Source organism: Minwuia sp., assembly GCF_048007105.1.
Taxonomy (GTDB): Bacteria; Pseudomonadota; Alphaproteobacteria; order Minwuiales; family Minwuiaceae; genus Minwuia.
Genome location: NZ_CP180352.1, coordinates 1,460,426 through 1,486,100, shown reverse-complemented (window position 1 = coordinate 1,486,100; position 25,675 = coordinate 1,460,426). Strand labels below are relative to the sequence as shown.

28 protein-coding genes and 2 pseudogenes are annotated in these 25,675 nt (G+C 66.7%); 18 read left to right on the top strand and 12 right to left on the bottom strand.

Translation table 11 applies throughout. The features are described from left to right. The first annotated feature begins 59 nt into the window (after window positions 1–59). Both ACMVY4_RS07030 and ACMVY4_RS07025 read left to right on the top strand, forming a co-directional pair. Window positions 60–1,712, top strand: a complete 1,653-nt coding sequence (locus ACMVY4_RS07030) for an AMP-binding protein (RefSeq protein WP_416899458.1) — start codon at window positions 60–62, stop codon at window positions 1,710–1,712. Continuing rightward, a complete protein-coding gene (locus ACMVY4_RS07025; protein WP_416899457.1) occupies window positions 1,709–2,659 on the top strand; it encodes a DUF7065 domain-containing protein in 951 nt (316 codons plus the stop codon). The genes ACMVY4_RS07030 and ACMVY4_RS07025 overlap by 4 nt, the downstream gene beginning before the upstream one ends. Window positions 2,660–2,841: 182 nt before the next feature. On the opposite strand, the gene ACMVY4_RS07020 is transcribed toward ACMVY4_RS07025, so the two are convergent. The 3 genes from ACMVY4_RS07020 to yghX all read right to left on the bottom strand — a co-directional run bounded on the left by ACMVY4_RS07020 (window position 2,842) and on the right by yghX (window position 5,256). Further along, window positions 2,842–3,891 carry a phosphotransferase family protein gene (locus ACMVY4_RS07020; RefSeq protein WP_416899456.1) on the bottom strand — a complete coding sequence of 350 codons (1,050 nt, stop codon included), beginning with the start codon at window positions 3,889–3,891 and terminating at the stop codon, window positions 2,842–2,844. Beyond that, window positions 3,888–4,292 (bottom strand): hypothetical protein, encoded by a 405-nt coding sequence (locus tag ACMVY4_RS07015; protein ID WP_416899455.1) that lies wholly within the window; start codon window positions 4,290–4,292, stop codon window positions 3,888–3,890. Before ACMVY4_RS07015 ends, ACMVY4_RS07020 begins: the two co-directional genes overlap by 4 nt. Before the next feature lie 76 nt (window positions 4,293–4,368). Next, the gene (gene yghX, locus ACMVY4_RS07010; RefSeq protein ID WP_416899454.1) at window positions 4,369–5,256 is read right to left on the bottom strand and encodes a YghX family hydrolase; all 888 of its coding nucleotides are present in this window, start codon (window positions 5,254–5,256) and stop codon (window positions 4,369–4,371) included. A gap of 112 nt (window positions 5,257–5,368) precedes the next feature. Between yghX and ACMVY4_RS07005 the strand changes: the two genes are divergently transcribed. Together ACMVY4_RS07005 and ACMVY4_RS07000 are read left to right on the top strand one after the other, a co-directional pair. Next, a complete protein-coding gene (locus tag ACMVY4_RS07005) occupies window positions 5,369–5,737 on the top strand; it encodes a DUF6152 family protein (RefSeq protein WP_416899453.1) in 369 nt (122 codons plus the stop codon). A 3-nt stretch (window positions 5,738–5,740) separates the two neighbouring features. After that, complete coding sequence (locus ACMVY4_RS07000) at window positions 5,741–6,211, top strand: hypothetical protein (RefSeq protein WP_416899452.1); 471 nt, start codon at window positions 5,741–5,743, stop codon at window positions 6,209–6,211. Window positions 6,212–6,220: 9 nt separating this feature from the next. On the opposite strand, the gene ACMVY4_RS06995 is transcribed toward ACMVY4_RS07000, so the two are convergent. The 3 genes from ACMVY4_RS06995 to ACMVY4_RS06985 form a co-directional block, all read right to left on the bottom strand. Then, window positions 6,221–7,888 (bottom strand): class I adenylate-forming enzyme family protein, encoded by a 1,668-nt coding sequence (locus tag ACMVY4_RS06995; RefSeq protein ID WP_416899451.1) that lies wholly within the window; start codon window positions 7,886–7,888, stop codon window positions 6,221–6,223. A gap of 96 nt (window positions 7,889–7,984) precedes the next feature. After that, window positions 7,985–8,470, bottom strand: a complete 486-nt coding sequence (locus ACMVY4_RS06990; RefSeq protein ID WP_416899450.1) for an OmpW/AlkL family protein — start codon at window positions 8,468–8,470, stop codon at window positions 7,985–7,987. Further along, window positions 8,416–8,781: a hypothetical protein gene (locus tag ACMVY4_RS06985; RefSeq protein ID WP_416899449.1), complete on the bottom strand. Its 366-nt coding sequence runs from the start codon at window positions 8,779–8,781 to the stop codon at window positions 8,416–8,418. The genes ACMVY4_RS06990 and ACMVY4_RS06985 overlap by 55 nt, the downstream gene beginning before the upstream one ends. 137 nt (window positions 8,782–8,918) lie before the next feature. Here ACMVY4_RS06985 and shc point away from each other — a divergent pair, with 137 nt between their 5' ends. From shc to ACMVY4_RS06970, 3 genes are all read left to right on the top strand, one after another. After that, the gene (gene shc, locus ACMVY4_RS06980; RefSeq protein WP_416899448.1) at window positions 8,919–10,874 is read left to right on the top strand and encodes a squalene--hopene cyclase; all 1,956 of its coding nucleotides are present in this window, start codon (window positions 8,919–8,921) and stop codon (window positions 10,872–10,874) included. A 31-nt stretch (window positions 10,875–10,905) separates the two neighbouring features. Then, window positions 10,906–12,384 carry a VWA domain-containing protein gene (locus tag ACMVY4_RS06975; RefSeq protein WP_416899447.1) on the top strand — a complete coding sequence of 493 codons (1,479 nt, stop codon included), beginning with the start codon at window positions 10,906–10,908 and terminating at the stop codon, window positions 12,382–12,384. A 95-nt stretch (window positions 12,385–12,479) separates the two neighbouring features. Continuing rightward, a complete protein-coding gene (locus ACMVY4_RS06970; RefSeq protein ID WP_416899446.1) occupies window positions 12,480–12,611 on the top strand; it encodes a hypothetical protein in 132 nt (43 codons plus the stop codon). 193 nt (window positions 12,612–12,804) lie between these two features. Here the strand turns inward: ACMVY4_RS06970 and ACMVY4_RS06965 are convergent, their stop codons facing one another. Together ACMVY4_RS06965 and ACMVY4_RS06960 are read right to left on the bottom strand one after the other, a co-directional pair. Next, window positions 12,805–13,272 carry a GNAT family N-acetyltransferase gene (locus ACMVY4_RS06965; protein ID WP_416900273.1) on the bottom strand — a complete coding sequence of 156 codons (468 nt, stop codon included), beginning with the start codon at window positions 13,270–13,272 and terminating at the stop codon, window positions 12,805–12,807. Further along, complete coding sequence (locus ACMVY4_RS06960; RefSeq protein WP_416899445.1) at window positions 13,272–14,390, bottom strand: AI-2E family transporter; 1,119 nt, start codon at window positions 14,388–14,390, stop codon at window positions 13,272–13,274. The genes ACMVY4_RS06965 and ACMVY4_RS06960 overlap by 1 nt, the downstream gene beginning before the upstream one ends. Window positions 14,391–14,964: 574 nt before the next feature. On the opposite strand from ACMVY4_RS06960, the gene ACMVY4_RS06955 reads away from it, so the two are divergent. The 6 genes and pseudogenes from ACMVY4_RS06955 (at window position 14,965) to ACMVY4_RS06930 (ending at window position 18,889) form a co-directional block, all read left to right on the top strand. Further along, window positions 14,965–15,591 carry a sigma-70 family RNA polymerase sigma factor gene (locus ACMVY4_RS06955; protein WP_416899444.1) on the top strand — a complete coding sequence of 209 codons (627 nt, stop codon included), beginning with the start codon at window positions 14,965–14,967 and terminating at the stop codon, window positions 15,589–15,591. A gap of 102 nt (window positions 15,592–15,693) precedes the next feature. Then, complete coding sequence (locus ACMVY4_RS06950; RefSeq protein ID WP_416899443.1) at window positions 15,694–16,113, top strand: Tat pathway signal sequence domain protein; 420 nt, start codon at window positions 15,694–15,696, stop codon at window positions 16,111–16,113. A gap of 40 nt (window positions 16,114–16,153) precedes the next feature. Continuing rightward, a complete protein-coding gene (locus ACMVY4_RS06945) occupies window positions 16,154–16,876 on the top strand; it encodes a MotA/TolQ/ExbB proton channel family protein (protein ID WP_416899442.1) in 723 nt (240 codons plus the stop codon). Then, window positions 16,830–17,261 (top strand): ExbD/TolR family protein, encoded by a 432-nt coding sequence (locus tag ACMVY4_RS06940; protein WP_416899441.1) that lies wholly within the window; start codon window positions 16,830–16,832, stop codon window positions 17,259–17,261. Before ACMVY4_RS06945 ends, ACMVY4_RS06940 begins: the two co-directional genes overlap by 47 nt. Before the next feature lie 177 nt (window positions 17,262–17,438). After that, window positions 17,439–17,660, top strand: a pseudogene (locus ACMVY4_RS06935) (ExbD/TolR family protein); the annotation flags it as partial. Beyond that, entirely contained in the window at window positions 17,657–18,889 is a 1,233-nt protein-coding gene (locus ACMVY4_RS06930) for a TonB C-terminal domain-containing protein (RefSeq protein WP_416899440.1), read from the top strand. The pseudogene ACMVY4_RS06935 and the gene ACMVY4_RS06930, both read left to right, overlap by 4 nt. 12 nt (window positions 18,890–18,901) lie before the next feature. On the opposite strand, the gene ACMVY4_RS06925 is transcribed toward ACMVY4_RS06930, so the two are convergent. Next, window positions 18,902–19,612 carry a Crp/Fnr family transcriptional regulator gene (locus tag ACMVY4_RS06925; protein ID WP_416899439.1) on the bottom strand — a complete coding sequence of 237 codons (711 nt, stop codon included), beginning with the start codon at window positions 19,610–19,612 and terminating at the stop codon, window positions 18,902–18,904. A 100-nt stretch (window positions 19,613–19,712) separates the two neighbouring features. Between ACMVY4_RS06925 and ACMVY4_RS06920 the strand changes: the two genes are divergently transcribed. The 3 genes from ACMVY4_RS06920 (at window position 19,713) to ACMVY4_RS06910 (ending at window position 21,291) form a co-directional block, all read left to right on the top strand. Beyond that, window positions 19,713–20,000, top strand: a complete 288-nt coding sequence (locus tag ACMVY4_RS06920; protein ID WP_416899438.1) for a hypothetical protein — start codon at window positions 19,713–19,715, stop codon at window positions 19,998–20,000. A gap of 202 nt (window positions 20,001–20,202) precedes the next feature. Next, window positions 20,203–20,961 carry a PRC-barrel domain-containing protein gene (locus tag ACMVY4_RS06915; protein ID WP_416899437.1) on the top strand — a complete coding sequence of 253 codons (759 nt, stop codon included), beginning with the start codon at window positions 20,203–20,205 and terminating at the stop codon, window positions 20,959–20,961. A gap of 132 nt (window positions 20,962–21,093) precedes the next feature. Beyond that, on the top strand, window positions 21,094–21,291 hold the full coding sequence (locus ACMVY4_RS06910; protein ID WP_416899436.1) for a CsbD family protein: 198 nt from the start codon (window positions 21,094–21,096) through the stop codon (window positions 21,289–21,291). A 58-nt stretch (window positions 21,292–21,349) separates the two neighbouring features. Here the strand turns inward: ACMVY4_RS06910 and ACMVY4_RS06905 are convergent, their stop codons facing one another. Beyond that, complete coding sequence (locus tag ACMVY4_RS06905) at window positions 21,350–21,811, bottom strand: hypothetical protein (RefSeq protein WP_416899435.1); 462 nt, start codon at window positions 21,809–21,811, stop codon at window positions 21,350–21,352. Between the two features lie 17 nt (window positions 21,812–21,828). Beyond that, window positions 21,829–22,185 carry a DUF883 family protein gene (locus ACMVY4_RS06900; protein WP_416899434.1) on the bottom strand — a complete coding sequence of 119 codons (357 nt, stop codon included), beginning with the start codon at window positions 22,183–22,185 and terminating at the stop codon, window positions 21,829–21,831. A gap of 336 nt (window positions 22,186–22,521) precedes the next feature. Here ACMVY4_RS06900 and ACMVY4_RS06895 point away from each other — a divergent pair, with 336 nt between their 5' ends. Next, window positions 22,522–22,680: a YqaE/Pmp3 family membrane protein gene (locus ACMVY4_RS06895; protein ID WP_416899433.1), complete on the top strand. Its 159-nt coding sequence runs from the start codon at window positions 22,522–22,524 to the stop codon at window positions 22,678–22,680. Window positions 22,681–22,754: 74 nt separating this feature from the next. Continuing rightward, window positions 22,755–23,714: pseudogene (locus ACMVY4_RS06890) on the top strand (3-hydroxyacyl-CoA dehydrogenase NAD-binding domain-containing protein); the annotation flags it as partial. A gap of 23 nt (window positions 23,715–23,737) precedes the next feature. Here the strand turns inward: ACMVY4_RS06890 and ACMVY4_RS06885 are convergent. Continuing rightward, window positions 23,738–25,576 carry an adenylate/guanylate cyclase domain-containing protein gene (locus ACMVY4_RS06885; RefSeq protein WP_416899432.1) on the bottom strand — a complete coding sequence of 613 codons (1,839 nt, stop codon included), beginning with the start codon at window positions 25,574–25,576 and terminating at the stop codon, window positions 23,738–23,740. Window positions 25,577–25,675 lie beyond the last annotated feature (99 nt).

Here is a 25,675-nt window from a genome sequence, read left to right as displayed (position 1 = left end):
CCCTGCCCTTGCGGCAATGACCGCGCCCCGCCAGACTTGGCGGCGGGGAGGACAGGGCCATGCCGCTCGATCCGGTGATACCGGCGGCGCGCCGCGAGGCGATGCGCGAGGCCGGGCTTTGGGGTGACGACCTGATCGTCGACCGTTTCGACCGTGTGGCTGCCGACCGGCCCGACAGGGTGGCGCTGGTCGCGCACAGGGCCGACACCGGAACGCGCGAGACCTTCTCCTTCGGGCAGCTGAAGCGGCTTTCCGACCGCGCCGCGCTGGCGCTGCTGGAACTGGGTATCGGACCCGGCGATGTGGTCGCGGCGCAGCTGCCGAGCTGGTGGCACTACTATGTCCTCTACCCGGCCTGCGCCCGCATCGGCGCGGCGCTGAACCCGCTGATGCCGATCTTCCGGCAGCGCGAACTGCGCTTCATGCTGGGCTTCCCGAAAACCAGGCTGCTGGTGGTGCCGCAGTCGTTCCGGGGCTTCGACTATCCGGCCATGATCGACAGCATCCGCGCCGACCTGCCCGACCTTCAGCATCTGCTGATCGCCGAGGGCAGCGACCCGGCAACGGCCTTCGAGCAAGTCTTGCTGGGCGAACGGCGCGAAGATGCGCCGGGTGCCGGCGAACGCCTCGCCGGGATGCGCCCCAAGTCCGACGATGTCACCGAGCTGATGTACACCTCCGGCACCACGGGACAGCCCAAGGGCGTGATGCATACGCCCAACACGCTGCTGGCCAAGGTCAATCTGGCCCGGAAGCTGTTCGGCCTGACCGGGGACGACGCAACCTTCATGGGCTCGCCCGTCGCGCATCAGACCGGCTTCATGTACGCCTGCGTGATGACCCTTTCGCTCGGCATCAAGAGCGTGATCCAGGATATCTGGGAACCGGAGACCGCGGCGCAGTTGATCCAGGACGAACGGTGCTCGGTCACCGTCGCCTCGACACCCTTCCTCGGCGATCTGGTGCGGGCGTCGGCAACGACGCGCTGCGACGTCTCCTCGCTCCGGCTGTTTCTCTGCGCCGGTGCGCCGATCCCGCGCGTGTTGCTGCGCGAAGCGGCCGAGGCCCTGCCTGACCTCTATGTCATGAGCGCCTGGGGCATGACCGAGAACGGCATCGTCACCGCCACCTATCCCGGCGATCCGGAGGAGAAGGTCTTCGAGACCGACGGCAAGGCGGTCCCCACACAGGAAGTGCGCGTCGTCGGCGAGGATGGCGAGGTGTTGCCGCGCGGTTCGGAAGGTCGGCTGCAGTCGCGCGGGCCAACCCACTTCGTCGGGTACTTCAACCGTCCCGACGCCTGGCTGGTGGACGACGATCTCTGGTTCGAGACCGGCGACAACGCCCGCATGGACGAGGACGGCTATATCCGCATCACCGGCCGGTCCAAGGACATCATCATCCGAGGCGGCGAGAACGTGCCGGTCGTCGAGGTGGAGGAACTGCTCTACCGCCATCCGGCGGTGCAGGACGCGGCGGTGGTCGGCGTGCCCGACCCGCGGCTGGGCGAGCGCGGCTGCGCCGTGGTCCAGCTTCGCGAGGGTGGCAGCCTCGACTTCCAGGAGATGATCGCCTTCCTGACCGGGCACGAACTGGCGCGCAACTATCTGCCCGAGCGGCTTGAGATCGTCGACGAATTCCCGCGCACGCCCAGCGGCAAGATTCAGAAATTCAAGCTGAGACAGACCCTGTCCGGAGAGAGCCCGACATGAGCGAACAACGCCCCTTCCGACCCGAGGACGACAGCTTCCATTTCGACGTGATGGATGACGACTGGTGGGCCACCGAAACGGCGTGGTTCTCCTTCCACCATCCGGAACGGAAGCTGGGCGGCTGGTTCTATTCCATGTTCCGCCCGAATATCGGCATCGTCTCCGGCGGCGCCTGGATCTGGGACGAGACAGCCCACCTGCCCTGGGAAGTGCCTTTCTCGTCCAACTACACCGCGCTGCCGATCCCGAAGGATCAGGACCTGACCGACATCAAGCTGCCGACCGGCGTATCGATGCGGATGCTCGAGCCCTGCACATCCTACGCTCTTGGCTATGACGACAATCGCCGGGGCCTGTTCTCGGCCGATCTGCGCTTCGATGCGGTCATGCCGCCGGAGCCTCTTACCGCCGCCGGATCGACCTTCGGTTCGGCGCATCACTACGACCAGTTCGGGCGCGTTCACGGCGAGATCGTGCTGCACGGAGAACGCATCGCCATCGACTGCCTTGGCATGCGCGACCGGACCTGGGGCCGCCGGCCCGAGAACCGCCCCCGTCAGGCCGGCTACATCACCGGCATGGCCGACCCGGACACCGGCTTCCTGGCCGTCACCAATTCAGGCGAAGAGCGCGACGAGGCGGCCTACGGATTCCTGCGGCGCGACGGCCGCACCGTTCCGCTGGCCTCGGGCTGGCGGACGGGCGAGCGCGATGCGGCGACCGGCGTCAGCACATCAGTCGAGATGCACCTGACCGATCAGGAGGGGCGCGAACTGGTTGCGAATGGCGAGGCTGTCAGCCGGATCATCATCAACCGCCACACCTTCATCGACATCAACAGCCTGATCCGCTGGGACTGCGGTGGCGACGGCATCGCCTGGGGCGAGGAACAGGACATGTGGCCGATGCATCGCTTCGAGAAGATGATGCGTGCGAAGAGGGGTTAAGTCACCGACCGTTGCCCGGGTCAAAGCCGTCACCCCGGCCCGCGAGCCGGGGTCCGGTTTGTGCGTTAAGGGAAAAAACTTTGGCTGGAAATGAGACGTCCGCCCGGATCCCGGCTCACGGCCGGGATGACATCGAAGAAGCGCTCAGTCTTTTGACCCTGCCGACTGGGCGCGATGGACGATCAGTACCCCAGATCCCGCGCGGCCCGCTCCAGTACGACCGGGATCGACCATTCCGTCCGCGCCAGCCGGATGTCGTTGCTCGATCCGTCGCGGTAGAGCCCCGACGCGCTCATCCAGAAGGCCGCCGAACGCATGGCGTAGAGCAACTGGTAATAGCCGCAGACGGTCTCGTCGATGGTGAGACCGGTCGCGGCCTCGTAGCGTTCGAAGAACATGTCGCGGGGCACCAGATTGGAGAGCAGGTCGCTGCCCTCCCGGTTCAGGTCGCTCAGCATGTAGGCGACGTCGTACATCGGGTCGCCGATCACCTGCAGTTCCCAGTCCAGCACCGCCGACACCCGGTCATCCTTCAGCAGCAGGTTGCCGGTCCGGTAGGCGCCATGCACCAGCGCCAGCCGGTCGGTCTTCGGCGCGTTCGCCTCCAGCCAGCAGATCAGGTCGGTCAGAACCGGCTCCGGTCCATGGCCCGACAACTCGATGAGTTGCTTCCACTTGGCGATCTCGCGCAGCGCGAACTGGTTCGTGCCCGGCTCCGGCACGCCGAGGAAATCGAGCCCCGCCTCCTGCCAGTCGATATTGTGCAGCGTCGCCAGCGCGTCGGTGAAGCTGGCCGGCAGGGTCCCGCGCTCCGCCGCCTCGGCATAGTATTTCCGCCCTTCACGGCCCCATGGGTTCGGGCATTCGCCGGGCACCTTTTCCATGACCAGAAACGGCGCGCCGAGCACGTTCGGGACGTCCTCGTAGAAATGCACTTTCGGGGTCGCGAGGTCCGTGCCCCCCAGGCATTTCAGCACCCGGTACTGCTCGCCGAGGTCGGAGAGATGCCGCAGCAGCGCATTGCCCGGATCGCGGCGGAGGCAGAACCCGGCGCTGCGCGTCTCGCCGCCTTCCTGCCAGGTCGCGTCGAACAGCCAGGTCTCGTGCGACCAGCCGACGGCGATCTGCTGCATGCCGGCGAGCGCCATGCCGCTCGCCCCCGGCGTCTTCTCCGTCAGATACGCGGCGATCGCGACGGGCACGTCTTCGGCGGGAATGCGTTGGTCCGTCATTTCGCGATCTCCATCCGCCGGTCGATCGCGGCGCGCATCGTGGTGCGGACCCGGCCGAGCAGACTGTCGAACCGCTCCTTGCCCAGCGCCTCACGCTCCGCGTAGAGCGCCTCGATCAGGCGGCAGAGCCCTTCGTCGCCGGAACCCGGCAGCGCGGCGACCGCCTGAGCGACCGCCGCCGGCGCACCGTCGGTCATGGAAGCCAGATCGGTCTCCAGTGCGGCGCGGTCGGTCAGCGCTGCCGCGTCGTGGGTCCTCGCCAGCCGCAGTTCCGCTGCAACCTTCTGCAGCACGACGGCGCTGAGAAACGCCAGTGTCTTCGGATAAGGGTCCTCGATTGCGGGTCCCACATCGGTGCGGAAGCCCGACGCCATCCGCTCGAGCAGATCGCTGCGGTCCATATGAGCGCCTCCCCGCGCCTGTTCTCCCTGTCACCATCCTCTCAGCAGCGGAGAACCGCCGCAAGGAGGCGACGGGTCAGGTCAGGTGCTGGCGGAAGAAGTCCAGCGTCCGGGACCAGGCGAGTTCCGCAGCCTCGGCGTCGTAGCGGGGCGTCGTGTCGTTGTGGAAGCCGTGATTGGCGCCGGGGTAGAAGTGAACCGTGTAGTCCTTGCCGGCCGCATCCAGCGCCGCCTTGTAGTCCGGCCAGCCCTGATTGATGCGCTCGTCCAGCTCGGCGTAGTGGATCAGCAGCGGGGCCTGGATCATCGGGACATCCGCCGCCGCGGCCTGCCGCCCGTAGAAGGGCACCGACGCGGCCAGTTCGGCATAGGCGACGGCCAGCGCGTTGCAGACACCGCCGCCGTAGCAGAAGCCCACTGCGCCGACCTTGCCCGTGCTGCCGGGATGGGCGGCAAGATGCTCGTAGGCGGCGAAGAAATCGCTCATCAGCTTCTCACGGTCGAGCTGGCGCTGCATCTCGCGCCCGTCATCGTCATTGCCGGGATAGCCCCCGAGCGGGGTCAGCCCGTCGGGTCCGAGCGCCAGGAACCCGGCCTTCGCCGTCCGCCGCACGACGTCCTGAATGTAGGGGTTCAGGCCCCGGTTCTCGTGGACGACCAGAACCGCCGGCAGCTTGCCGGACGCCCCCGCCGGCTTCGCCATCAGCCCGCGGATCTCGCCGTGGCCGTCCGGAGAGTTGTAGGTCACCCATTCGGTCTCGATGGCCGGATCGTCGGGCGCGACCTGCTGCGCCAGCGCATAGTCCGGTTTCAGGCTTTCCAGCAACGCGACGGCCGCCGCCGTGCCGACGGCGTATTTCGAGGCCGCATCGATGAAGCCGCGCCGGGTCAGGTCGCCATGCACATAACCGTCGAACAGCTCCAGTATCCGCTGGTCGAAATCCCTGGCCTGCTTGCGCCGCATGATGGCTCTCCCTGTCCGCCGCCTTCGAAAGCGTGATCACGGGAAGCGTACACCAATGCTACGATGGCCCCTCATCACATCACGCGTGAAGTAACCCTTCGGGAGCATCGAGATGAAGAACGTCATCGCCGCCATCGCCCTCGCGGTCACCGCCCTCTTCGCCACCGGCGCAGCGCTCGCCCATCATGGCTGGGCCTGGACCACGGGCGGCAACATCGAGGTCTTCGGCGTCATCACCAAGGCCGAACTGGGCAACCCGCACGGCGTTCTCACCCTCGACGTGGAGGGCGAGACGTGGACGGCGGAAGTCGGCCAGCCCTGGCGCAACGAGCGCGCCGGTCTGAAGGACAGCGACTTCGCCGTCGGCAACGAGATCAAGCTGATCGGCGAGCCCGCCGCCAACATCGAGGACAAGCTGATCAAGGTGGAGCGCCTCTATATCGGCGAGAAGCTCTACGAGCTTTATCCCGAGCGCGACTGAGCCATGATCGAGCCGCTGCTGGCGGCGCTGGAGGCATCGTCGGCGGCCCAGTGGCTCCGCGGCGCCCGCTGGGGCTACGCCGCTGTCAACGCGGCGCACATCTTCGGCCTGGCCCTTCTGATCGGCGCCATCCTGCCGCTGGATCTGCGCCTGCTCGGCTTCTGGAAATCGGTCGACCGGCGCGCGCTCACCCGCGTGCTGGCGCCGGTCGCGGCAACGGGTCTGGCGCTGGCGATCGCGGCGGGCTTCTGCCTCTTCGCCATTCGGGCGCGCGAATACGCCGCCCTCGACGTCTTCCGCATCAAGCTGCTGCTGATCGTCGCCGGCGCGGGAGCCGCAGTGCTGCTGCACGCCCGCGCCGGATGGCTGCTAGACCGGGCCGAGGCGGCGGCACTCCGCCGCCATGCCCTGATCTCCATGGTCTGCTGGCTCGGCGCCCTGATCTGCGGCCGCCTGATCGCCTTCGTGACCTGACCGCCGGGACTACTCGGCCGCCTGCTGCGTCTGCTCGGCGAGCTGCGTCCTGAGCTTGTATTTCAGGATCTTGCCGCCGACGGTCTCCGGGAACGCCTCCATCACCACGATCTTCTTCGGCGTCTCGAAACCCGCCAGCCGCTCGCGGCAGAAGGCGATGATGTCCTGCTCGTCGATGCTCTTGCCGGCATTCGCGATGATGCAGGCGGTGACCATCTCGCCCCAGCGGTCGTCCGGCGTGCCGACCACGGCGGCGCGGGCCACGGCAGGATGCTGCTGCAGCACCGCCTCGACGCGGATCGAGGAGACATTCTCGCCGCCGGACTTCACGATGTCCTTGTAGCGGTCGACCATGATGCGGTTGCCCTCGGCATCGAACTTGAAGCTGTCGCCGGAGTGGAACCAGCCGCCCTTCAGCGACTCCTCGGTCGCCTTGCGGTCGTTGTAATAGCCCGAGAACATGGCCGGCGAGCGGTAGACGGCCTCGCCCTCGACGTCCGGCTGACCCCAGAGATCGTTGCCTTCCTGATCCATGACCGTCGCGCCGAGGATCGTCACCGGGCGACCGACATAGTTGACGGCGGGCGCAGTGCGCAGGAACAGGTCGCGGTTGCGGTTGATGTGGAAGCAGTGACAAGGCACGCACTCGGTCTGGCCTATCAGTTCGTAGGCGGCGAAGTCCGGCGCGCAGAGGCGCGTCAGCTTGGCCAGCGAACCCGGCGACATGGGCGCCCAGCCATAACTCATGGAGCGGACACTGGTGAGATCGTAGGCCAGCGGCGTCTCCTCGCAGGCGCGGATCATGCTCTCCACGAACTGCGGCGAGCCGCCCCAGAGATAGGTCACCGCTTCCTGCGTGCAGGCCTTCGCCATGACATGGCCGTCCGGCTTGCGCCCCATGATCACCGTGCCGCCCGCCAGCAGCGGGGCGAACATCAGGATCTGGTCGCCGATATGGAACGTCATCGGCGTGAAGGTCGCCATCCTGAGGTCGGTCGGCTGCTCGAGACCACGGGTGACGTTGGCCAACTGACCCATCGCGGCCATGTAGGTGTAGGTGTGGCTGATCATCGCCGCCTTCGGCTTCGCCGTGGTACCGGAGGTGAACAGCACTTCCCAGACGTCATCGCTGTGGATGGTGACATCCGGCTCCTCGGCGCCGTGATCAGCGATGAAGTCGTCGAAGGACGGGATTTCGCCGCCATCCTCGCCGCCGACCAGCATGATCGGCACCGATCCGGCCGCACGGGCCGCGTCGCCGAGCTTCTCGTACTGGACCTTGTCCGCGATCAGCTTTGTCGCATCGAGCCGTTCCAGCGCATCGGTGATCACGTCCGGCGCCATCATGGTGTTGACCGGCACCGCGACCAGGCCGGCCTTTGCGATGGCGACCTTCGACAGCCAGGCCTCGTTGGAATTCTCCACCAGCATGCCGATACGCGCCGCTTCCGGCAGGTCCAGCGCCAGCAGGGCATTGGCGATGCGGTTGATAAGATCGTTGGCCTGACGATAGGTCAGCCGCGCATGCGCCGGGTTGACCGTCGCATCCGGCGTCGCGATCAGACAGTCCTTGTCCGGCGTCGCCCAGGTGATGCGCTCGATGATGTCGCCCACAGCCATTCGGTTCCAGCGCTGATCGTTCCGCCGGTTCCGGAAATTCTCGACATCGATGTTCAAAGGTACCTCCCGAAAAAGAACTCTCCATCCCTGCCCCCAAGTTAGGACAGGGATGGAGCGCGGCCAATGCGGGATTTTCGGGAGGGCCCCGGCCGACTAGAAGAGGTTGAAGCGGTAACCGAGGCCAACGCCGACGATCACCGGATTGATGTTCAGGTCCGTGCGCTGCACGCCGGCGTTTGCAGTGGTCAGCGTGACGTCTGAATCGATGCGGACATATTTGACGTCCAGATTGAGGAAGACGTTGTCGGCGATCCGGTAGTCGAGGCCGGCCTGGACCGCGAGTCCGAAGGAGTTCTCGGCCTCGACCCGCGTCGCCCCGACGGCGCCCACGAGCGCCCCGTCCGCATCTTCGCCATAGAAGATCGTGTAGTTGATGCCAGCACCGACATAAGGCTGCAGATCGCCGCCGGGATTGAAGTGGTACTGCAGCGTCAGCGTCGGTGGCAGCAGCCATGCGCTGGCGGCATTGTTGATGCCGCCAAGCGCGCCCTGTCCCTTGATCTGGTGCCGCGTCGTGGCAAGGATCAGTTCTGCCGCGATGTTGTCAGTGAAGAAGTAGGTGAAGTCGAGCTCCGGCACCACGGCGTTGCCGGCGCGCAGCGATCCGTTGGCGAAAGCGGGCAGGACCGGCCCGAGTCGGCGGTCGGCAAGACGCCGATGCCACGAAGCCGCACCTCCAGATCGCCGGCATCGGCCATCGCCGGACCGGCGGCAACCGCCGCGGCCATCAGGCCGCCAAGCATCAACCCCGCAATTCTTGCTGAAAACATTTTTCGCCCGCCTCCGGTCATCTCGATATCCGAATGAAAAATTGCCGGTGCTGCGGGCGCGAATATTTGATCCAGATCAAATTTCCTGACGTATTGACGTCGGTCCCGAAAAATTTTCACGGGCCAGGATCCGAGATCAGGCGATCATGCTGCGAATATTGAATAATTCCGGTTTTTATTGGCAAAAGACAGAGTCGGAAGAGGTCAAGCGCCTGCGGCGCTTGCCAGATTCAGGCTTTGCTGCTACGCAGCATGCCATGTCAGACAGAGCCGCCATGCCTGCCGAACCTGGTGGTTCGATCGACCTGAACCATCTGGAATGCCTGATCGGCGAAGCGCGCGAGGCCTACCTTGCGTTGCAGCGTGATGACGGCCACTGGATCTTCGAGTTCGAAGCCGACGCCACCATCCCTGCCGAGTACGTGATGCTCAATCACTATCTCGACGAGGTCGATGACGAAATGGAGCGGAAGATCGGTGTCTATCTGCGCCGCATCCAGTCCGACGACCATGACGGCTGGCCGCTCTATCACGACGGGGCGATGGACCTTTCCTGCACGGTGAAGGCCTATTTCGCGCTGAAGCTGATCGGCGACGATCCGAATGCGCCGCACATGCTGCGCGCCCGCGACGCCATCCTGGCCGCCGGCGGCGCCGAGCGTGCCAACGTCTTCACCCGTATCGCGCTGGCGCTGTTTGACCAGGTGCCGTGGCGGGCCGTGCCGGCGATGCCGATCGAGATCATGCTGCTGCCGGAGTGGTTCCCCTTCCACCTGTCGAAGGTCAGTTACTGGTCGCGCACGGTGATCGTGCCGCTGCTGATCATGATGGCGAAGCGCAAGCTGGCCGCGAACCCGCGCGGGGTGAACATCCGCGAGCTGTTCCGCGTGCCGCCGGACCAGGTGAAGGAATACAATACCAATCCGACGGGCTCGCCGGTCGGCGGCTTCTTCCTGAGCCTCGACAAGATGGTGCGCCGCGCCGAACCGCTGTTCCCGCAGGGCAAGCGGCAGAAGGCTTTGAAGGAAGCGTTGAAGTTCATCAAGCCGCGCCTGAACGGTGAGGACGGGCTGGGCGGCATCTTTCCCGCGATCGCGAACACGGTGATGGCCTTCCACGCGCTGGGTATTCCGAAGGACGATCCGGACCGCAAGATCGCACGAGCGGCGGTGGACAAGCTGCTTCTGGACCGCGGGACCGAGGCCTATTGCCAGCCCTGCCTGTCGCCGATCTGGGATACGTGCCTCGGCATGCATGCGCTGCTGGAAGCTGGCGAGGCCCCGGACAGCCCGGCCATGCTTCAGGCCGCAGACTGGCTGCTGGAGCGGGAGATCACCGATGTCACCGGCGACTGGGTCTGGAAGCGGCCGGATCTGAAGCCGGGCGGTTGGGCCTTCGAATACTGGAACGACCACTATCCGGACGTCGATGACACAGCCGTCGTCGTGATGGCGCTGCACCGCATGGACGCCGCGAAGTACGGGCCGGCGATCGAACGCGCGGCCAACTGGATCATCGGCATGCAGTCGGCCAATGGCGGCTGGGGCGCCTTCGACGCCGAGAACGACAAGCAGTACCTGAACGCCATTCCCTTCGCCGATCACGGCGCGCTGCTGGATCCGCCGACCGTGGACGTGACCGCGCGATGCATCTCGATGCTGGCGCAGATCGGGCACGACATTGAAAGCCGCCCCGTCTGGCGCGGCCTGAAGTTCCTCCGCCGCGAGCAGGAGGCGAACGGCAGCTGGTTCGGCCGCTGGGGCGTCAACTACATATACGGCACGTGGTCGGCGCTCTGCGCCTTCAATGCCTGCGGCCAGGACATGCAGGCGCCGTTCATCCGCAAGGCGGTCGATTTTCTGCTGGAGTCCCAGCTGGAGGACGGCGGCTGGGGCGAAGGCTGCGAGACCTATAACGAGGACCGGCCCCGCCACATGGTCACCTCGACGCCGTCGCAGACGGCCTGGGCGCTGCTCGGCCTGATGGCGGCGGGCGAGGCCGATCACCCGGCTGTGGCCCGCGGCATCGAATGGCTCATGAACAGCGAGCGCGACGGCGCGCGCTGGGCGGAAGACCTCTATACCGGCGTCGGCTTTCCCCGCGTCTTCTATCTCCGCTATTATGGCTACAGCGCCTACTTCCCGCTCTGGGCGGTCAGCCGCTACAACAACCTGAAGCGCAGGAACGATCCCACCGTCGAATTCGGCATGTGACCGGGCCTGACGCGGCCCTGGGGAGGACCGCATGATCACGCCGATGCTGGCCGATTTCCTGAAGGCCCTCCGCGAAGCGGACCTGCCGATCTCGCCCGCCGAGACGCTGGAGGCGCACCGCGCGATCGACATGATCGGCTGGAGCGACCGCGAGCTGCTGAAGGATTCGCTCGCCGTGACGCTGGCGAAGTCCGAGTTCGAGAAGGAACGCTTCGACGACTGCTTCGAGCGGTTCTTCGCCGTGAGCGAGTTCGACACCACCGAGAGCGCCCGCTCCAACGACAACGAACCCGGCGACGACCGCGAACCCGGCGACGACATGACCGCCGGCGACGGCCAGTCCGGCAGCGGCGGCGGCGAAGGCGGCGAGGGCGAGGCCTCTGGCGGCGGCGGCGGGGGCGGCGCGCCGGGCGAGATGACCGAGGCGCAGCTCGGCGAACTCTCCGAGCTCTCGCAGATGCTGCTGAGCAACGACCGCGCCGGCCTGGAAACCCGCATGGCGGAATCCGCCGAGGCCTCGGGCGTGCGCGATATCGTGTTGTTCACCCAGATCGGACAGTTCACCCGCCGCATCGCCGAGGGCATGGGGCTGGAGGATCTGGACGAGGATCTCGCCAATCTGCGCGAGGCCGGGCTGCAGGGCGACCGCGACGCGGACGGGCTGGGCCAGAAGCTGAACACGCTGCGCGGGCGGATGCTGGAGCGGATCCGCGACTATGTCGAACAGCAGCTGGCGCTGCAGGCCGCCGGCAAGAGCCGCCGGATCCGCGAGGAACTGCTGGAGCAGGTGCGGCTGACCAACATCGAACGCCGCGACTACCAGATCATGCAGGAACTGGTGCGCAAGATGTCGAAGAAGCTGGTCGTGCTGCATTCGCGCCGGCGCAAGAAATCGCACCGCGGGCAGCTCGATATCCGCCGCACCCTGCGCAAGAACCACGGCTATGACGGCATGATCGTCGAGCCGCAGTGGCGCCGGACCAAGATCGACCGCCCCGACGTGCACGTGCTCTGCGACGTTTCCGGCTCGGTCGCCAATGTCGCGCGGTTCCTGCTGATGTTCCTCTATTCGCTGCAGGAGGTGCTGCCCAAGGTCCGTGCCTACGCCTTCGCTGGCGAACTGCGCGAGGTGACAAAGCTGTTCGAGACCCGGCCCATTGAGGAGGCCGTCGCATCGGTGCTGGAGGATTTCGCCTACATGCCGACCGACTACGGTCGTTCGCTGATGGATTTCCGCGATCTGGCGCTGGACGATGTCGACTACCGCTCGACCGTGATCATCCTGGGCGACGCGCGCTCGAACTACTCGGATCCTCGCACCGAAATCGTCCGCACGCTCTACGACCGCTCGAAGCGGCTGATCTGGCTCAACCCGGAGGGCCGGCTGCAATGGGGCACCGGCGATTCCGAGATGCTCCGCTACGCGCCGAACTGCCATCAGGTCGAGGTCTGCAACTCGCTGAAACACCTCGAGCGTATTGTCGACCGGGTGCTGCGCGCCGCGCTCTGACTGCGTTCCTGCTTCTCAAGGGACCGTGAGGCGGGCTTGTGTCAGCCTCAAAAGCCCCCAAGTGGCCGAGCCACAAGGAAGAAAGGGGGCAACCCATGTCCGATCAGCCGCAACTCCACCCCGAAAGCGCCCGTCAGGGCGAAGTCAGCGGCCGCATCCGCTATGTGCTGCTGGGCGGCACTGCCGGCGCGGTCGTCACCCTCGCAATCGTCGCGCTCGTCATCTGAATCCCGGGCGCGCTCCGGGAAACGACCGACCAATTTGTCAGGGAGTTGAGGGGCCGCGCCCGCCCATGCGGTGAGGGGAGGGGGAGGGACACAGGTCCGGCGCGGCCGCCTCGGCTGTTTCGCGTCGCGATCTCAACGCGAGGATGGACGTCTTACGCCACGTCCGTCGCCCCGGATCAGAGCAGGTGTGAAATTATTCCGCGTCTGGCAGATCGAGCTTCATGCCGGCATGGCTGTGAACGAAACCGAGACGCTCATAGAAACGGATCGCGTCCTTGCGTCTGAGATCGGAAGTGAGCTGGACCATGGCTGCGCCGTCCGCGCTGGCCATCCGGATCGCCTCGCCCATCAGCCGCTCGCCAAGCCCCTGCCCGCGCATCGAGGATGCCACGCGAACGCCCTCGACCTGAGCCCGCCGCGCCGCACTTCGGGAAAGTCCGGGAATGAGGGTGTACTGGAAGCAGCCGCAAATCGCGCCCGCCGCGTCCAACGCGACGATGGCCACATTGCCGCCCTGCGCCTGCATGTCCCGGAAGGCCCGCCTGTAGGGCTCCAGATCTTCGGCCGTTTCGCGGCCGCGGCCGATATCGTCGTCGGCCAGCATCGCCACGATGGCCGGCAGGTCCGCTTCGCCGGCCTCGCGAAACACGATCTCTGTCATCATCGCGGCTCCCCTGCCGTCCGCCGCAGTTCCAGTTCGCCGCGCGCCCGCCGTTCGGCGGCAAACTGCAGGATCGCCTTGATCGCCGCAGCTACCGGCAGGCCCAGCAGCGCGCCGAGAATGCCCATGGCGTTGCCCCCGATCAGCACCGCCAGCACGACCCAGATCGGGTGAAGCTGCGTCGGCTTGCCGACCAGCAGCGGCGACAGCACGACCGTCTCCAGCAACTGCGAGAAACCGAAGACCACCGCGACGCCGAGAATAGGCAGGATGGTCTCGAACTGGAACACGGCGATCACCATGCAGATCGAGAACATGACGATGTTGCCGATCACGGGGATGGCCGTGGCGAGACCGGTGAGAATGCCCAGCAGGACCGCGAAATTGAGCCCCACGGCCCAGAGCCCGATGACATGGGTGACGGCCTGGGTCACACAGAGGAAGGTCTGACCCCGGACATAGGCCGCAAGCTGGTTGCGAATGGCTGAACCCAGTTCCCGAACATCTGCCCTGGCGCCGGTCGGCAGCGCCCGGTCGATGATGCCGATCGCGTGGTGGCCGTCGCGCAGCAGGAACAGCAGCGTGAAGGGCGTGATCACGACGAAGAAGATGGTGTCGAACAGCGTCGCCAGCCCGCCGACGGCCCACTTCTCGGCCAGATCGAGCGTCGCCGACGCTTCGGATGCCGCCTCCTCCGCATTTTCCGATCCGGCGCCACCATTGCCGAGGCCGTTGCGGAACGCGTTCTCGAGCCGCTCGGAGACACTGTCCAGGAAGCCGGGCAGCCGGTCGGCAACACTGGTCAGTTCGACGGCAAGGGGGCCGGCCAGAAGCGTCAGCGCAAGGGCGATGACCGCCACCATGCCTGCTGTCACGATCAGGGCGGCCATGGTGCGGCTCATGCCCGTGCGGCGCCTGATGGACGCGAAGGCGGGCGAACCGATCAGGGCGAGCGCACCGGCCAGGATGAACGGTCCGGAATCGCGCCCCAGAACGGCTGTCACGGCGATGACGAGAAACACCGCCAGCGTCCAGAAACTGATACTGAAAAGCGCGCCGGAATGGCGCTTGCGGATCACGCCGGTGCGCGGCGCCGCAGGTGCGTTTTGGTCGGTCATTGGCTTTCGACTTCTTGTTGCCGGCAGCAGAGACACCGCTCCCGGAGATCCTCATCTGGGTACGGACTCACCGATAACCAGTCGCGTAACGTCGCAGCCGCATCCTGCGAGCTGCGACCGTTGCGCACGGCGGTGCGGAACGAATTCCGCGCTGCGGCGTTGACGATTTGGTTCCGGCGCCCCTTCCGGCCGGAACCTAGACCGCCGCAAGCGCGCCCAGCCCCCCCTCAGCCCAAAGGCGGCGCGACTGTCGGCGGCCCGCAGAAAGCCGCTCCGCAGCCATGCAGATGCGGTCCGATGCGGTCCGGCCCCCCGGTCCTTCGGGATCGCGGGGGCCGCAACCGCCTTTCCGGAATTCCTGCGGACCGACGACGGCCATTAAGCCGGCGATCGAAAAAATCTTCGAACTCAAGATCATGATTTACCTAACCAATTAAAGCTTCGCTTCGGACCCGGAAAGGTTTGTTAACCTATGATGCCAGCCTGCAACGCACGAAGCGTACGCTCTGAATCCGGGCAGTACTGGATCGCAGGCCCTCTGCATCCCGCCCGTCGGCCAAGTGGAGTTGCATTCATGATGCGTAGGTTTGAGCCGACACAAGCGCTGAACGACAACAACAACAACCCGCCGAAGGCAGGCAGTCAGGCGGCCGCCCGTGCGGATGTGACGGAGACGGCGCAGGCCGCCGCATGCCCGGAACACGCCTTCGTCGAGGGGCTTCAGGATGCGATGCCCGGCCTGAAGCGCTATGCGCGCTATCTGACGCGCTCCGACGCAGCGGCAGACGACCTGACCCAGGACACGATGGAGAAGGCGATCAAGAGTCACCGCCAGTTCCGGCGTGGCACCAATCTGGAGGCGTGGCTGTTCACGATCCTGCAGAACCGCTTCCGCTCCGACCTGCGCCGGGACGGACGGCGCGGCCATCATCTGGATATCGGCGATCACGAGCACCTGATGCCCGTATCCGGCGATCAGGCCGCCGGCTGCGACGTTCGCGATTTCGCACGCGCCTTTGCACGCCTGCCCTTGCAGGAACGGGCGACGCTCTACCTGATCGGCGTCGAAGGCATGAGTTATGCCGAAGCCGCCGAGCTTCTGGACGTGGAGGTCGGCACGATCAAGTCGCGCACCTCCCGCGCCCGCCAGAAGCTGGAAGAATGGATGGCCCGCACCAGCCCGCATCCCGAAGAGGCCTGATAATCGTCGCAGGCGCGGTCCGTCCCCGCGCTGCCCTTGCGGTAGCCGCTCGCCAAAACTATGAGAGTTGGGCGTGAGGGATGATGACAACGGGAGAAGCCCATGAGATCGCTGCTCGCGGTTCTGACGGTTCTGGCGATTGCCGGATGGGTTGAAGGTGCGACAGCCCAGGAAGGCCGGGTCGCGCTGGAACTCAACAAGCTGGAGCAGCAGGGCGATTCCTGCCGCGCCTATGTTCTGCTGCAGAACGGATCCCAGCAGGACTTCAGCTCCCTGAGGCTGGACCTGGTGATGTTCGACGGCGAGGGCATCGTCGCCCAGCGCCTGGCCCTTGAAACCGCTCCGCTGCCGCCGGCCAAGACCAGCCTGAAGGTCTTCGACATCGCCGGGCTTGCATGCGCCTCGATCGGGCGCATCCTGCTCAATGATGTACTGGCCTGCGATTCGGCCGCTGGCGCGGTCGAGGACTGCCTCGGATTGATCGACGTCTCCGCAAGGGGCGAGCTTTCGCTGATCAAGTAGACGGGGGCATGCCGGCGCCAGGAAACGGTTGCGGGGCGACATGACGGAAACCGCGGCGGAAACGCCCGATCTGGTCTGGTCCGGCGGCATACTGGATCTGCTGACATCCGGCGGACCGGTTGTCGCCGTGCTGATGGTGCTGTCGGTCGCGGCGCTGACCATCATCCTGGCCAAGGGCTGGCAATTCTGGCTGTGCGCCCGCTCGGACGCCGATGCGGTCTCGGACGCCATCGGGGCGTGGCGCTCCGGCGCGCGCCAGGACGCGCTGTCCACCCTGGAACCGCTGAAGGGTCCCCCTGCCCGCGTGACCGCTGCGGCGATGCGCGGCCTGGGCGATCACCTGCCCGAGGACAGCGTACGCGAGGAGGTTCGCCGCATCGGCAGCGGCGATCTGGAACGGCTGCGCCAATGGCTGAGACCGCTGGAAGTCATTGCCTCGCTGGCGCCGCTGCTCGGACTGCTCGGCACCGTTCTCGGCATGATCGAGGCATTCCGCCAGATGGAACTTGCCGGCAGCCAGGTCGATCCGGCCGTGCTGTCGGGCGGTATCTGGGAAGCGCTGCTGACCACGGCGGTCGGCCTGACCGTTGCAATCCCGACCGTCGCCGCGCTGAACTGGTTCGAGCGCCGGGCCGAGCGGCTGGCGCATGAAATGGACGACGCCGTCACACGGGTCTTCACGGTCGACCTGAGCGGCGGCGATCAGGAGCAAGACAATGCGGTCCGAAACGCCCGACCTGCCATCGTTCGCGGCGGCCGCTGAGGCGCCCAGACGGACGATCATCAGCCTGACGCCGCTGATCGACGTCGTCTTCATCCTGCTGATCTTCTTCATGCTGGCCTCATCCTTCGAGCGGTGGCGCGCGATCGGTCTCGAGGCTCAGCCACCAGGCGCCGCAGGAGAAGCGATGCTTGGCGCCATGCTGGTGGAGATCCGGCCCGACGGTCTTCGCCTGTCCGGCGACGCGATCACCGCCGAAGCACTGGCCGCGCGGGTATCCGCCCGCATGACGGCACAGCCGGACCAGTCCTTCCTGCTGCGCGCAGCCGCCGGCGTCCCGCTGCAACGTGCTGTCACCGTGGTCGATCTCCTGTCGGACGCCGGGGCAAGACGGATCAGCTTCCAGCAACCGGGCACCGCGCCGTGACCCCCGGCTTCCATCGTCCACGGCCGCAGCGGCGCAACGAGGAGCGGATCCTGCCGCTGGTCAACATCGTCTTCCTGATGCTGATCTTCTTCATGCTGGCCGGGCAGTTCGCCGTGAGCGAGCCCTTCGACATCCGGCCGGCCGTCTCGCGCAGCCCCAGCGACACGAGCGGCGGCCAGCACCGTTCTGATTTCCGCCGCCGGCGGAATCGCTGTGGACGGCCGGGTCGTCACTGCCGAGGGTCTGCCCGCAGCACTTGGCGAGCCGGGGCCGATCCCGGTCCGCATCAAGGCCGATGCGTCGGCGGAGACCCGGCTGGTGGTCGCGACGATGTGGCGGCTGCAAGCCGCGGGCTTCGAACAGATCGAACTGATGACCGTCGCGGGAGCCGGGCGATGAACCTGCGCCGGCGGCACTGGATCGCGGCGTTCCTGATCTCGTGCCTGCTGCACGCGGCGCTGGGGTTCTCGATCGTCTACCGTAGCGAACAACTGGGTGCCAAGGGCGCCGGACGCGACGGCTTCCGCATGCGGGTAAGTCAGGCCGGCGGCGCGCCGGGGGAGGCTGCGGTCGAGACGGAGCCGCAACCGCCGGCCCGAAGCCGGTCGCCGGAACCGGCCGTCGAGCCCGCACCGTCCTCCGATGTCCGGACCGTATCGGAAACGCCGGAGACGGCCCGCGCCGCCAGGCCGCCATCCCCCGCCGCCGCCCCCACGGTCCAGCCCGGGCCCGTGGTCCGCAAAGCGGAACCGGAAAGGGCTCGACAGCAGAGCACACGCCTGAGCCAGTCGCTGCCGCCATCTCGCGCGGTCACGGCACAGCCCCTGACACCGGTTCAGGCAGACGATGCAACGCCGGTACCGGTCGCGCCCGCCTTGCCTTCTCCCGTGCGACGCGACCGGCCTCAACCTGCTCAACCGGTTCCTGCGGACGTCCAGCCAGCGCCATCGCCGGCCACTGCCGCAACTGCGGCGCCAGCGAGCCCGGTCCCCGAGGCCGAAGCCCGGACATCGGCAGAGGCCCGCCCGGCCCAACCCCTCGAGGCATCTCCCGCGCGTGAGACAGCAACGGCTGCGGCCCGAACGGCCGATCCGGCCCCCGTCGCCGAAACCGCACCTCCGGCCGAGGCACCGGACGCAGCGCCGCAACCTGCGGAACGGCCCGACAGGTCGCGGGAGGCCCGAGTTGCGACGGCACGGCCGGCGCCACAGGCGCTCACCGACGCCAACGCTGCGGCTCAGGCGCCGGGTCAGAGCCAGAACCCCGCCGCCGGCCAGGAGCGCGGCAGGGAAAGCGGCAGCGGACGGGACGACGGCGACGAAGACGGCGGCGCTCCCGGCGTGAAGGCCGACTATATCGCGCGGCTGAAGGCGCACATCGAGACGGAGACCAACGCGCTCGCCGAGGATGAGGACGAGATCGACAGCGTCGCGGCGCTGATCTATCTGGTCATCCGGAGCAACGGACGGATCCGCGAATTCCGGGTGATCGAGGGGACCGGCGATGCCCAGATGGACGCCGCCATCGCGCTGAAGATCCATGAGGCATTGCCGCTGCCGGAATTCCCGGAGCTGCTCAGCCTGCGGCAGATGAAACTGATCATGCCGCTCCGCTTCTCGACGCAATAGGTCCTGCGCAGGTCAGTCTTCACCGGCCTCATGCAGGAACTGGCCGTCGAAGTCGCCTGTTTCGGCCAGCCGCTCCTCGTCGAGCACCTCGATTCCGCGCGGAGAGGTGCTGATGAGGCGGTCCAGAACCAGCCGCCGGATCGTGCGGTTGGTGTGCACGGGGCTGATGCCCAGCGCGTCCGACAGCAGGATCTGGTTGATCGGCAGCAGGTGGACCGCGGCGCCCTCGATACCCGCATGACGCTGCCGGGCGACCATCTCCATGATCAGATGCGCCATGTGCTCGCGGGCCGAACGCTGCCCCAGACCGACGATGCGTTCGCGCAGCATCGCCTCTTCCAGGGCGACGCTCCAGAACATGGCCGTCCCCAGCCGCGGGTTGTCGGCGATCAGGCGCATCAGACGCTCGTGGTTCATGCGCGCATAGACGATGTCGGTCAGCGCCATGACCGAATGGTCCGCTTCCTTGAAGAAGGTGGCCGCGAACCCGACGGCGTCGCCGCGGATCAGGAAGTTCATGACCTGCCGCCGGCCGTCGCGCAGGTATTTCTGCCGCACCGACCAGCCATCGAGCATCACGTAGGAGCCATCATAGGGCTCCCCCTGACGGACAAGATAACCGCCTGCCTGCATCTCGCGCTCCGGCTCGATGCAGGAAGAGATGGCGTCACGCTCCGCATTCGTCAGCGGCATGAACCTGTCCAGTTTGTCGACCAGCGGCATGGACCTCACTCTCACACACATGCTCGACCGATCCTCGGTAATACGGGAGGCGGAAGCAAGCCGGTTGGAACATGAGACCGAGGAAAAGCGTTGACCCGGCATGTACCTGACCACCAACAGGCGAAAGCGGATCTCGAACATCCGCCGACGTCGGCGTGACAGGGACCTGTCGGCAAACGCGTCCCTGACGCTGACCAGCGCGCTGATCGGCGTGCTTTCCGCACACGGACAAGTCGAGCGGGAGTTGCTGCTCGAAGTGCTGGAAACGGCGGAGCTGGTTCACGCCGATCTGGCCGAGGTTGATGCGCTGCCGCGCTTCGACCGCCGGGTCCACGCGCGTACCGCCGGCATCTTCAGACAACTGGCGCGTCAGCACCGCGCGCATTAGCGCCGGCACGGCGGAGACCCTGCGGAAGTGACGGCGAGCTGCGGCGGAAGGACGGCGCCAGACCGCAGAAATCATTGCGACATTTTGATCCGCGGCGGGCACCGAAACTTCTTTTCTTCGGAACACATCACCATTCACGGCATTGCCCCCGTGGAACGAACGCGGGTGCGTTCGACCAGTACAAGAACAAGGGAAACCAACCATGCGTACCACCATGATGAAAGTCAGCGCCCTGGCCATTACCGTCGTTCTGGCGGGACACGGCGCCGCCGCCGCTGCCGCGTCGGACAAGCCGGCCAAGGCCATGAACGGCAACGACCAGGTCGCCGAGGCCTGCGTCGAGGACGTCCGCAACCTGGAAGCCGAGTACCGCGAATACGAAGGTCCGGTCGGCGGCATGCTGCGCCGGGACGAACGTATCCTACGCGATGCGGCCCTGACCTTCGCCCGCAACGGCGATCAGGAGGCCTGCGAGCGGATGATCGAGGAGATCCGCGAACTCCGCGAGAAGCATGAGGACAAGGCCGAGCGTCAGGCTCGCGTCGAGGAGCGGGAGAAGATGCTGAAGGACAGCCAGCCCCTGGACGACAAGGACCGGCTGGTCTGGACCGAGGGCCTGATCGGCGCCGAGGTCGTCAACATGCAGAACGAGGACCTGGGCCATGTCGAGGACGTCGTCGTGCGCGGCGGCACCGGCGGCGAGGTCTATGCGATGATCTCCCATGGCGGCTTCCTGGGTCTCGGCGAGAAGCTGACGCCCGTCCGCCTGACCGACCTGCGTCAGACCGAGGGTTCCGGCACGCTGGTCCTCAAGGTCGGCGCCGAGCGCTTCGCCGAGGCGCCCGAGGTGGACTTCGACGAGGAGGCCCGCCGCACCGCCAGGAGCTGGGGCAACGACATCGAGGCCTGGTGGGACAAGAACATCGGCGCCGACGAGCAGCCCGCCTCCAGCAGCCAGTAACCGCCGCTGCGAACGGACGGCCGCCACTGCGCGGCCGTTCAAGCGCCTCCCCGCCGCTCGTCTGCACGTAACGGAGAGCATGTTCGGGGGGGCGCACCGCAGCCCCGCACACCGATACGACGGAGAACGACGATGAACAGCACCGAACTCAAGGGATACTGGAACCAGCTATCGGGCCAGCTGCGCAAGCAGTGGGGTCAGCTGACGGATGACGATGTCGCCGAGATCAAGGGCGACCGCGACATGCTGATCGGGAAGATCCAGGAACGCTACGGCATCGCGAAGGACGAGGCCGAACGGCAGGTGGACGAGTGGCGGCGCGCGGCCTGATCCGCACACCCTTTCTCGATCATTCCGGGAAACCTGGCGGGTGGCCGGCGGAAGCCGGTCACCCGTCCGCCGTTCCGGACCTCTGTTTTGTGGAATAGCCCGCGACGATCCCGGCCAGAACCGCACCGGCGCCGATCATGAGCGGCGGAAGACCGAGGGACTGGAAGCCGCTCACCATCCGGACCACATCGCCCGAAAGCGCGGCGCGCGCGATGGCTGCCTGCGCTTCGGCCCGGCGCCGGGCGCGCCGGTTCGCGACCAGCAGCACCACCGCAAGGACGATGGCGCCGAGGCTGAGAAAGCCGGCTGCGACGACCGCCGCAGCCGTGAGATCGTCATAGCTGGCGGCCAGTTCGCGGTAGCCACCGACGGCGAGAACGCTCGCCGCCCCGATGAACAGCAGGGCGGCCAGGAGGCAACCGATGATTCGAATGACGGCGCCGCGGGCAGCGACGCGCGCGCGGTTCGCCTCGGCGTCCACGACGCCGATCAGATCGTTGAGCACGGATGGCGGCAGCATGGCTCCCCCCGGATTCTTCAGCGCTTGAGAGCGCGGCCGATCAGGACACCGGCCAGCACGGCGATGCCGATGGTCGCCACCGGACGCTCGGAAACCTGATCGGAAATCCAGTCCCGGCCGGCGTGATAGTTGTCCTCCGCCCGGCGTGCGACCCGGTCGGCCTGACCGCGGGCGCGGTCGGCATATTCCTGCGCCTTGTCCGTGGTCCGGTCACGCGCGTCGGCGGCGCGGTTTCGGGACAGTTCGGCCATCTGCTCGACAAGCTTCGACATGTCGGCGCGAAGCCGGTCGAAATCCTCCCGGAGGTCCTCTGTCGTGACCTCGGCCTCGTTGCTGCGTTTGGAACCGTTTCCGGTGCTGGTCTGGGCGGCCATGATATCTACCTCCGTATCGAAACAGCTGCTTCGTCTGCAATGCATCGACCGCGGGTCGGGTTCCCCGTCGTCCCGTCGTTTCGAGCAGGCGCAAACCGAAGTGAACTCCGCGGACCGGAGTTGATCTGACGCTGCCTTGTTGCTTCTTGTTCTTTACTCAGCGTCTTGCAGGCGCAGCCTGCTGACGACTGTGAGATGAGGCGCTGCGCCGAAACCGCAACCGTCATGCGCCGCATCGCCGCACCGCAGGGCAGACCAGCGGAACCTCACGCTTGCAGCGGCCGGTACCGCTCACCAGATCCAACTCCACTGCAAGAAAAAGAAGGAAAGCAACCCATGGACCTGCTTCGCATCATTCTCTCGATCCTGCTGCCGCCGGTCGGCGTCTTCCTGCAGGTCGGCATCGGCCTTCACTTCTGGCTCAACATCCTGCTGACATTGCTGGGCTATATCCCCGGCATCGTTCATGCCGTCTGGGTGATCGCCAGGAAGTAGCTGCATTCGCAGCCGACAGGGCGCGCCGCAGCCGTCAGACTTGCCGACCGGAGAATCGTCCGAGGAGGCGCGGCATGAAGGCGGCAATCATCGGCGGCGGCGTCATCGGCGGCGGCTGGGCCGCGCGCTTCCTGCTGAACGGCTGGGACGTGGCCGTCCACGACCCCGACCCCGACGCCCCGCGGAAGATCGGCGAAGTGATCGCCAACGCCCGGCACAGCCTGCCCGCGCTTTATGATCGGCCGCTCCCGGAGGAGGGCACGCTGCGCTTCGAGCCGTCCGTGGCGGAAGCCGTCCAGAATGCCGACTGGATCCAGGAAAGCGGACCGGAACAACTCGATCTGAAGCACCGCATACTGGCCGAGATCATCGGCGCCGCCCCCCGCAGCGCGGTCATCGGTTCGTCGACCTCCGGGTTCCGGCCGTCGGACCTCCAGTCCGGGCTCGACCGGCCCGGACAGGTCATCGTCGCCCACCCCTTCAATCCAGTCTACCTGCTGCCTCTCGTGGAACTCGTCGGCGGCTCGGGGAACGCGCCGGACCTGATCGGGCGCGCTGCGGACATCCTGTCCGGCATAGGGATGAAGCCGCTACAAGTGCGGAAGGAGATCGACGCCCACATCGCCGACCGGCTGCTGGAGGCGGTCTGGCGGGAAGCGCTCTGGCTGGTCAAGGACGGCGTGGCGACGACGGAGGAGATCGACGACGCGATCCGCTACGGCTTCGGTCTGCGCTGGGCGCAGATGGGACTGTTCGAGACCTACCGCATTGCCGGCGGCGAAGCGGGCATGCGGCATTTCCTGGCGCAGTTCGGACCGGCACTGTCCTGGCCATGGACCAAGCTGACGGATGTACCAGAGCTGACGCCGGAGCTGGTCGAGACCATCGCCGCGCAGTCCGACGCCCAGTCCGGGGGATCGAGCATCCGCGAACTGGAGCGCCTGCGCGACGGCAATCTGGTGCGCATCATCCGCGCGCTGCGTGAAAGCGGATCGGGCGCGGGCGGCAACGTGAACGAGCACGAGGCCCGGCTGGGTGGCTGACCTCGACGCCCCGCTCAGCCGAGCTTGAAGACCTCGACGCTGCCGCGCCGCCCCTTCAGCTCATGGGTGCCGGCAGGTTCCAGCTTCCAGTCCGGTCCCAGCCGCGCCCGCGTTTCGGCGCTGATCAGGATCGAGATGTCGCTGTCGGCGGAACAGAGCTCCTTGCCCAGCTGCTCTAGCCGCTGCCCCACATTCACCGTGTCGCCGATGATCGTGTAGTTGATCCGGCCGGGCGCACCGATATTGCCGACCGTCGCCTCGCCGGTGTGAATGCCGATCCGCATCCGCACGGGCGAGAGACCCGCAGCCACCCGCTTCTCATTGTCCGCCCGCACCGCGGCGGCGATGGCCAGCGCGGCGCGGCAGGCGTGCTCCTCGGCCCCGTCGACGGGATCGGGGGCGCCCCAGAAGGCCATCACCGAGTCGCCGATGAACTTGTCGACGGTCCCGTCCTCGGCCTCGATGCAGCCCGCGGCCAGTTCGAAATGGCTGTTCACGAAACGCGCAACTTCCGGCGCCGTCATTCCTTCCGAGATCGTCGAGAAGCCCGCAATATCGGTGAACATGACCGTCAGCCGCCGCGAAGAGGTCAGGGCGTCCCGGCCCTCGCCCCGCTGCACCAGCCGGCTGACGATCTTTCTGGGCACATAGAGTTCGAACCAGCGCAGGCCCTGCAGCATGGCGTTGAAGGCCTTCGCCTGATCGTTCAATTCCCGGAAGATGCTGCCCGGCAGGTTCCCGACCCGGTCCACATCCAGATCGCGGATCCGGCCGGCGGCCTCGGAAAAGCGGACGATCGGTTTCGCGATCCTGCGCCCGAGTACGATCGCGGCGACCAGCGCCAGCAGCAGCGCCGCGATACCGGCGACCAGGGAAACGATCATCCGCCGGATCTCCGTGCCGACCTCGACCGCCGGGAAATAGGCGCCGACGATCAGCGGCTCCGGACCGAAGCCGGATACCTCGCGATAGATGAAGATGTAATCTTCGTCGCCCGGCAGCCGCACCACGTGTCCGTCGGTCCGTCCTTCCAGTCTCAGCCCCAGGTCGAAGCGGTCCTGCGATTGCCAGATGGCGGCGAGGACCGGATCCTCGAACCCCTGTACCGTAGGCAGCGGCGCCGAAGGCGTACGGCCGGGATAGGGGTCGGTCAGCCGCGGATGCGCCAGCACGCGGTCGCGGCCATACAGGATGAACTGGCTGGCCCCGTCTGCGATGACGTCCTGGCGGAGAAAGGCCGAAAGGTCGGCGACCGAGACCACAGAAACGACGACACCGGCGAATCCGGCGCTGCCGACCACCGGATGGGCAAGGCTCAGATAGCTCTGGTTCATGTCGTCCCGCCAGATCGGCGCATTCCAGATCGGGCCGTCGGAACGCCGGATACGATTGCGGATCTCCGGATCGTCCGAGTAGTCGAGATCGAACAGGCCGGCCCGGCCGGTCTGCGGATCGCGTCCGGCCAGCACGGTCTGAAGGTCCGGGCCGATGAACATCACAGCCTGGATCTGCGGCGCCGCCGCCAGCGCCCCGGTCAGCAGCTTGCCGAGATCGTCCCGGTCGGCCGCATCGACCTGACCTTCGGTGATGCGCCGGGCGACGAAGGCGGCCTGATCCTCCGCAGGGCGAAGGTGGCGCTCGACACGGTCGGCGGCAAAGCCGATACCCTGATGCGCGTTGCGGCTGAGCAGTTCGAAGGTGTTCTTCTGCGCCAGCCAGACGCCGACGCCCAGTACCGAGCCGACGGAAACCAGGACCAGCAGGAAAATGCTGGCGGTCAGCGTCACCGTGATCGAGACGCGGCCGTTCCACCGCTCGCCGCCGGCGCGGCTATCGTCGGGTGGCAAGGTCATCGCCGCCTCCTGCCTGGATCCATGGCGGGCAAGCTACCGCCATTGCGATTCCGGCGTCGACCGGCAATCGCGTAACGAAGCGCAACGGCTGCGCGGAAC

Excerpts from the sequence above, each read along its gene's own strand:
- ACMVY4_RS07030 (WP_416899458.1), top strand. The coding sequence starts at position 60 with ATGCCGCTCGATCCGGTGATACCGGCGGCGCGCCGCGAGGCGATGCGC.
- ACMVY4_RS07025 (WP_416899457.1), top strand. The coding sequence starts at position 1,709 with ATGAGCGAACAACGCCCCTTCCGACCCGAGGACGACAGCTTCCATTTC.
- ACMVY4_RS07020 (WP_416899456.1), bottom strand. The coding sequence starts at position 3,891 with ATGACGGACCAACGCATTCCCGCCGAAGACGTGCCCGTCGCGATCGCC.
- ACMVY4_RS07015 (WP_416899455.1), bottom strand. The coding sequence starts at position 4,292 with ATGGACCGCAGCGATCTGCTCGAGCGGATGGCGTCGGGCTTCCGCACC.
- yghX (WP_416899454.1), bottom strand. The coding sequence starts at position 5,256 with ATGCGGCGCAAGCAGGCCAGGGATTTCGACCAGCGGATACTGGAGCTG.
- ACMVY4_RS07005 (WP_416899453.1), top strand. The coding sequence starts at position 5,369 with ATGAAGAACGTCATCGCCGCCATCGCCCTCGCGGTCACCGCCCTCTTC.
- ACMVY4_RS07000 (WP_416899452.1), top strand. The coding sequence starts at position 5,741 with ATGATCGAGCCGCTGCTGGCGGCGCTGGAGGCATCGTCGGCGGCCCAG.
- shc (WP_416899448.1), top strand. The coding sequence starts at position 8,919 with ATGTCAGACAGAGCCGCCATGCCTGCCGAACCTGGTGGTTCGATCGAC.
- ACMVY4_RS06975 (WP_416899447.1), top strand. The coding sequence starts at position 10,906 with ATGATCACGCCGATGCTGGCCGATTTCCTGAAGGCCCTCCGCGAAGCG.
- ACMVY4_RS06970 (WP_416899446.1), top strand. The coding sequence starts at position 12,480 with ATGTCCGATCAGCCGCAACTCCACCCCGAAAGCGCCCGTCAGGGCGAA.
- ACMVY4_RS06965 (WP_416900273.1), bottom strand. The coding sequence starts at position 13,272 with ATGACAGAGATCGTGTTTCGCGAGGCCGGCGAAGCGGACCTGCCGGCC.
- ACMVY4_RS06960 (WP_416899445.1), bottom strand. The coding sequence starts at position 14,390 with ATGACCGACCAAAACGCACCTGCGGCGCCGCGCACCGGCGTGATCCGC.
- ACMVY4_RS06955 (WP_416899444.1), top strand. The coding sequence starts at position 14,965 with ATGATGCGTAGGTTTGAGCCGACACAAGCGCTGAACGACAACAACAAC.
- ACMVY4_RS06950 (WP_416899443.1), top strand. The coding sequence starts at position 15,694 with ATGAGATCGCTGCTCGCGGTTCTGACGGTTCTGGCGATTGCCGGATGG.
- ACMVY4_RS06945 (WP_416899442.1), top strand. The coding sequence starts at position 16,154 with ATGACGGAAACCGCGGCGGAAACGCCCGATCTGGTCTGGTCCGGCGGC.
- ACMVY4_RS06940 (WP_416899441.1), top strand. The coding sequence starts at position 16,830 with ATGCGGTCCGAAACGCCCGACCTGCCATCGTTCGCGGCGGCCGCTGAG.
- ACMVY4_RS06930 (WP_416899440.1), top strand. The coding sequence starts at position 17,657 with ATGAACCTGCGCCGGCGGCACTGGATCGCGGCGTTCCTGATCTCGTGC.
- ACMVY4_RS06925 (WP_416899439.1), bottom strand. The coding sequence starts at position 19,612 with ATGCCGCTGGTCGACAAACTGGACAGGTTCATGCCGCTGACGAATGCG.
- ACMVY4_RS06920 (WP_416899438.1), top strand. The coding sequence starts at position 19,713 with ATGTACCTGACCACCAACAGGCGAAAGCGGATCTCGAACATCCGCCGA.
- ACMVY4_RS06915 (WP_416899437.1), top strand. The coding sequence starts at position 20,203 with ATGCGTACCACCATGATGAAAGTCAGCGCCCTGGCCATTACCGTCGTT.
- ACMVY4_RS06910 (WP_416899436.1), top strand. The coding sequence starts at position 21,094 with ATGAACAGCACCGAACTCAAGGGATACTGGAACCAGCTATCGGGCCAG.
- ACMVY4_RS06905 (WP_416899435.1), bottom strand. The coding sequence starts at position 21,811 with ATGCTGCCGCCATCCGTGCTCAACGATCTGATCGGCGTCGTGGACGCC.
- ACMVY4_RS06900 (WP_416899434.1), bottom strand. The coding sequence starts at position 22,185 with ATGGCCGCCCAGACCAGCACCGGAAACGGTTCCAAACGCAGCAACGAG.
- ACMVY4_RS06895 (WP_416899433.1), top strand. The coding sequence starts at position 22,522 with ATGGACCTGCTTCGCATCATTCTCTCGATCCTGCTGCCGCCGGTCGGC.
- ACMVY4_RS06885 (WP_416899432.1), bottom strand. The coding sequence starts at position 25,576 with ATGACCTTGCCACCCGACGATAGCCGCGCCGGCGGCGAGCGGTGGAAC.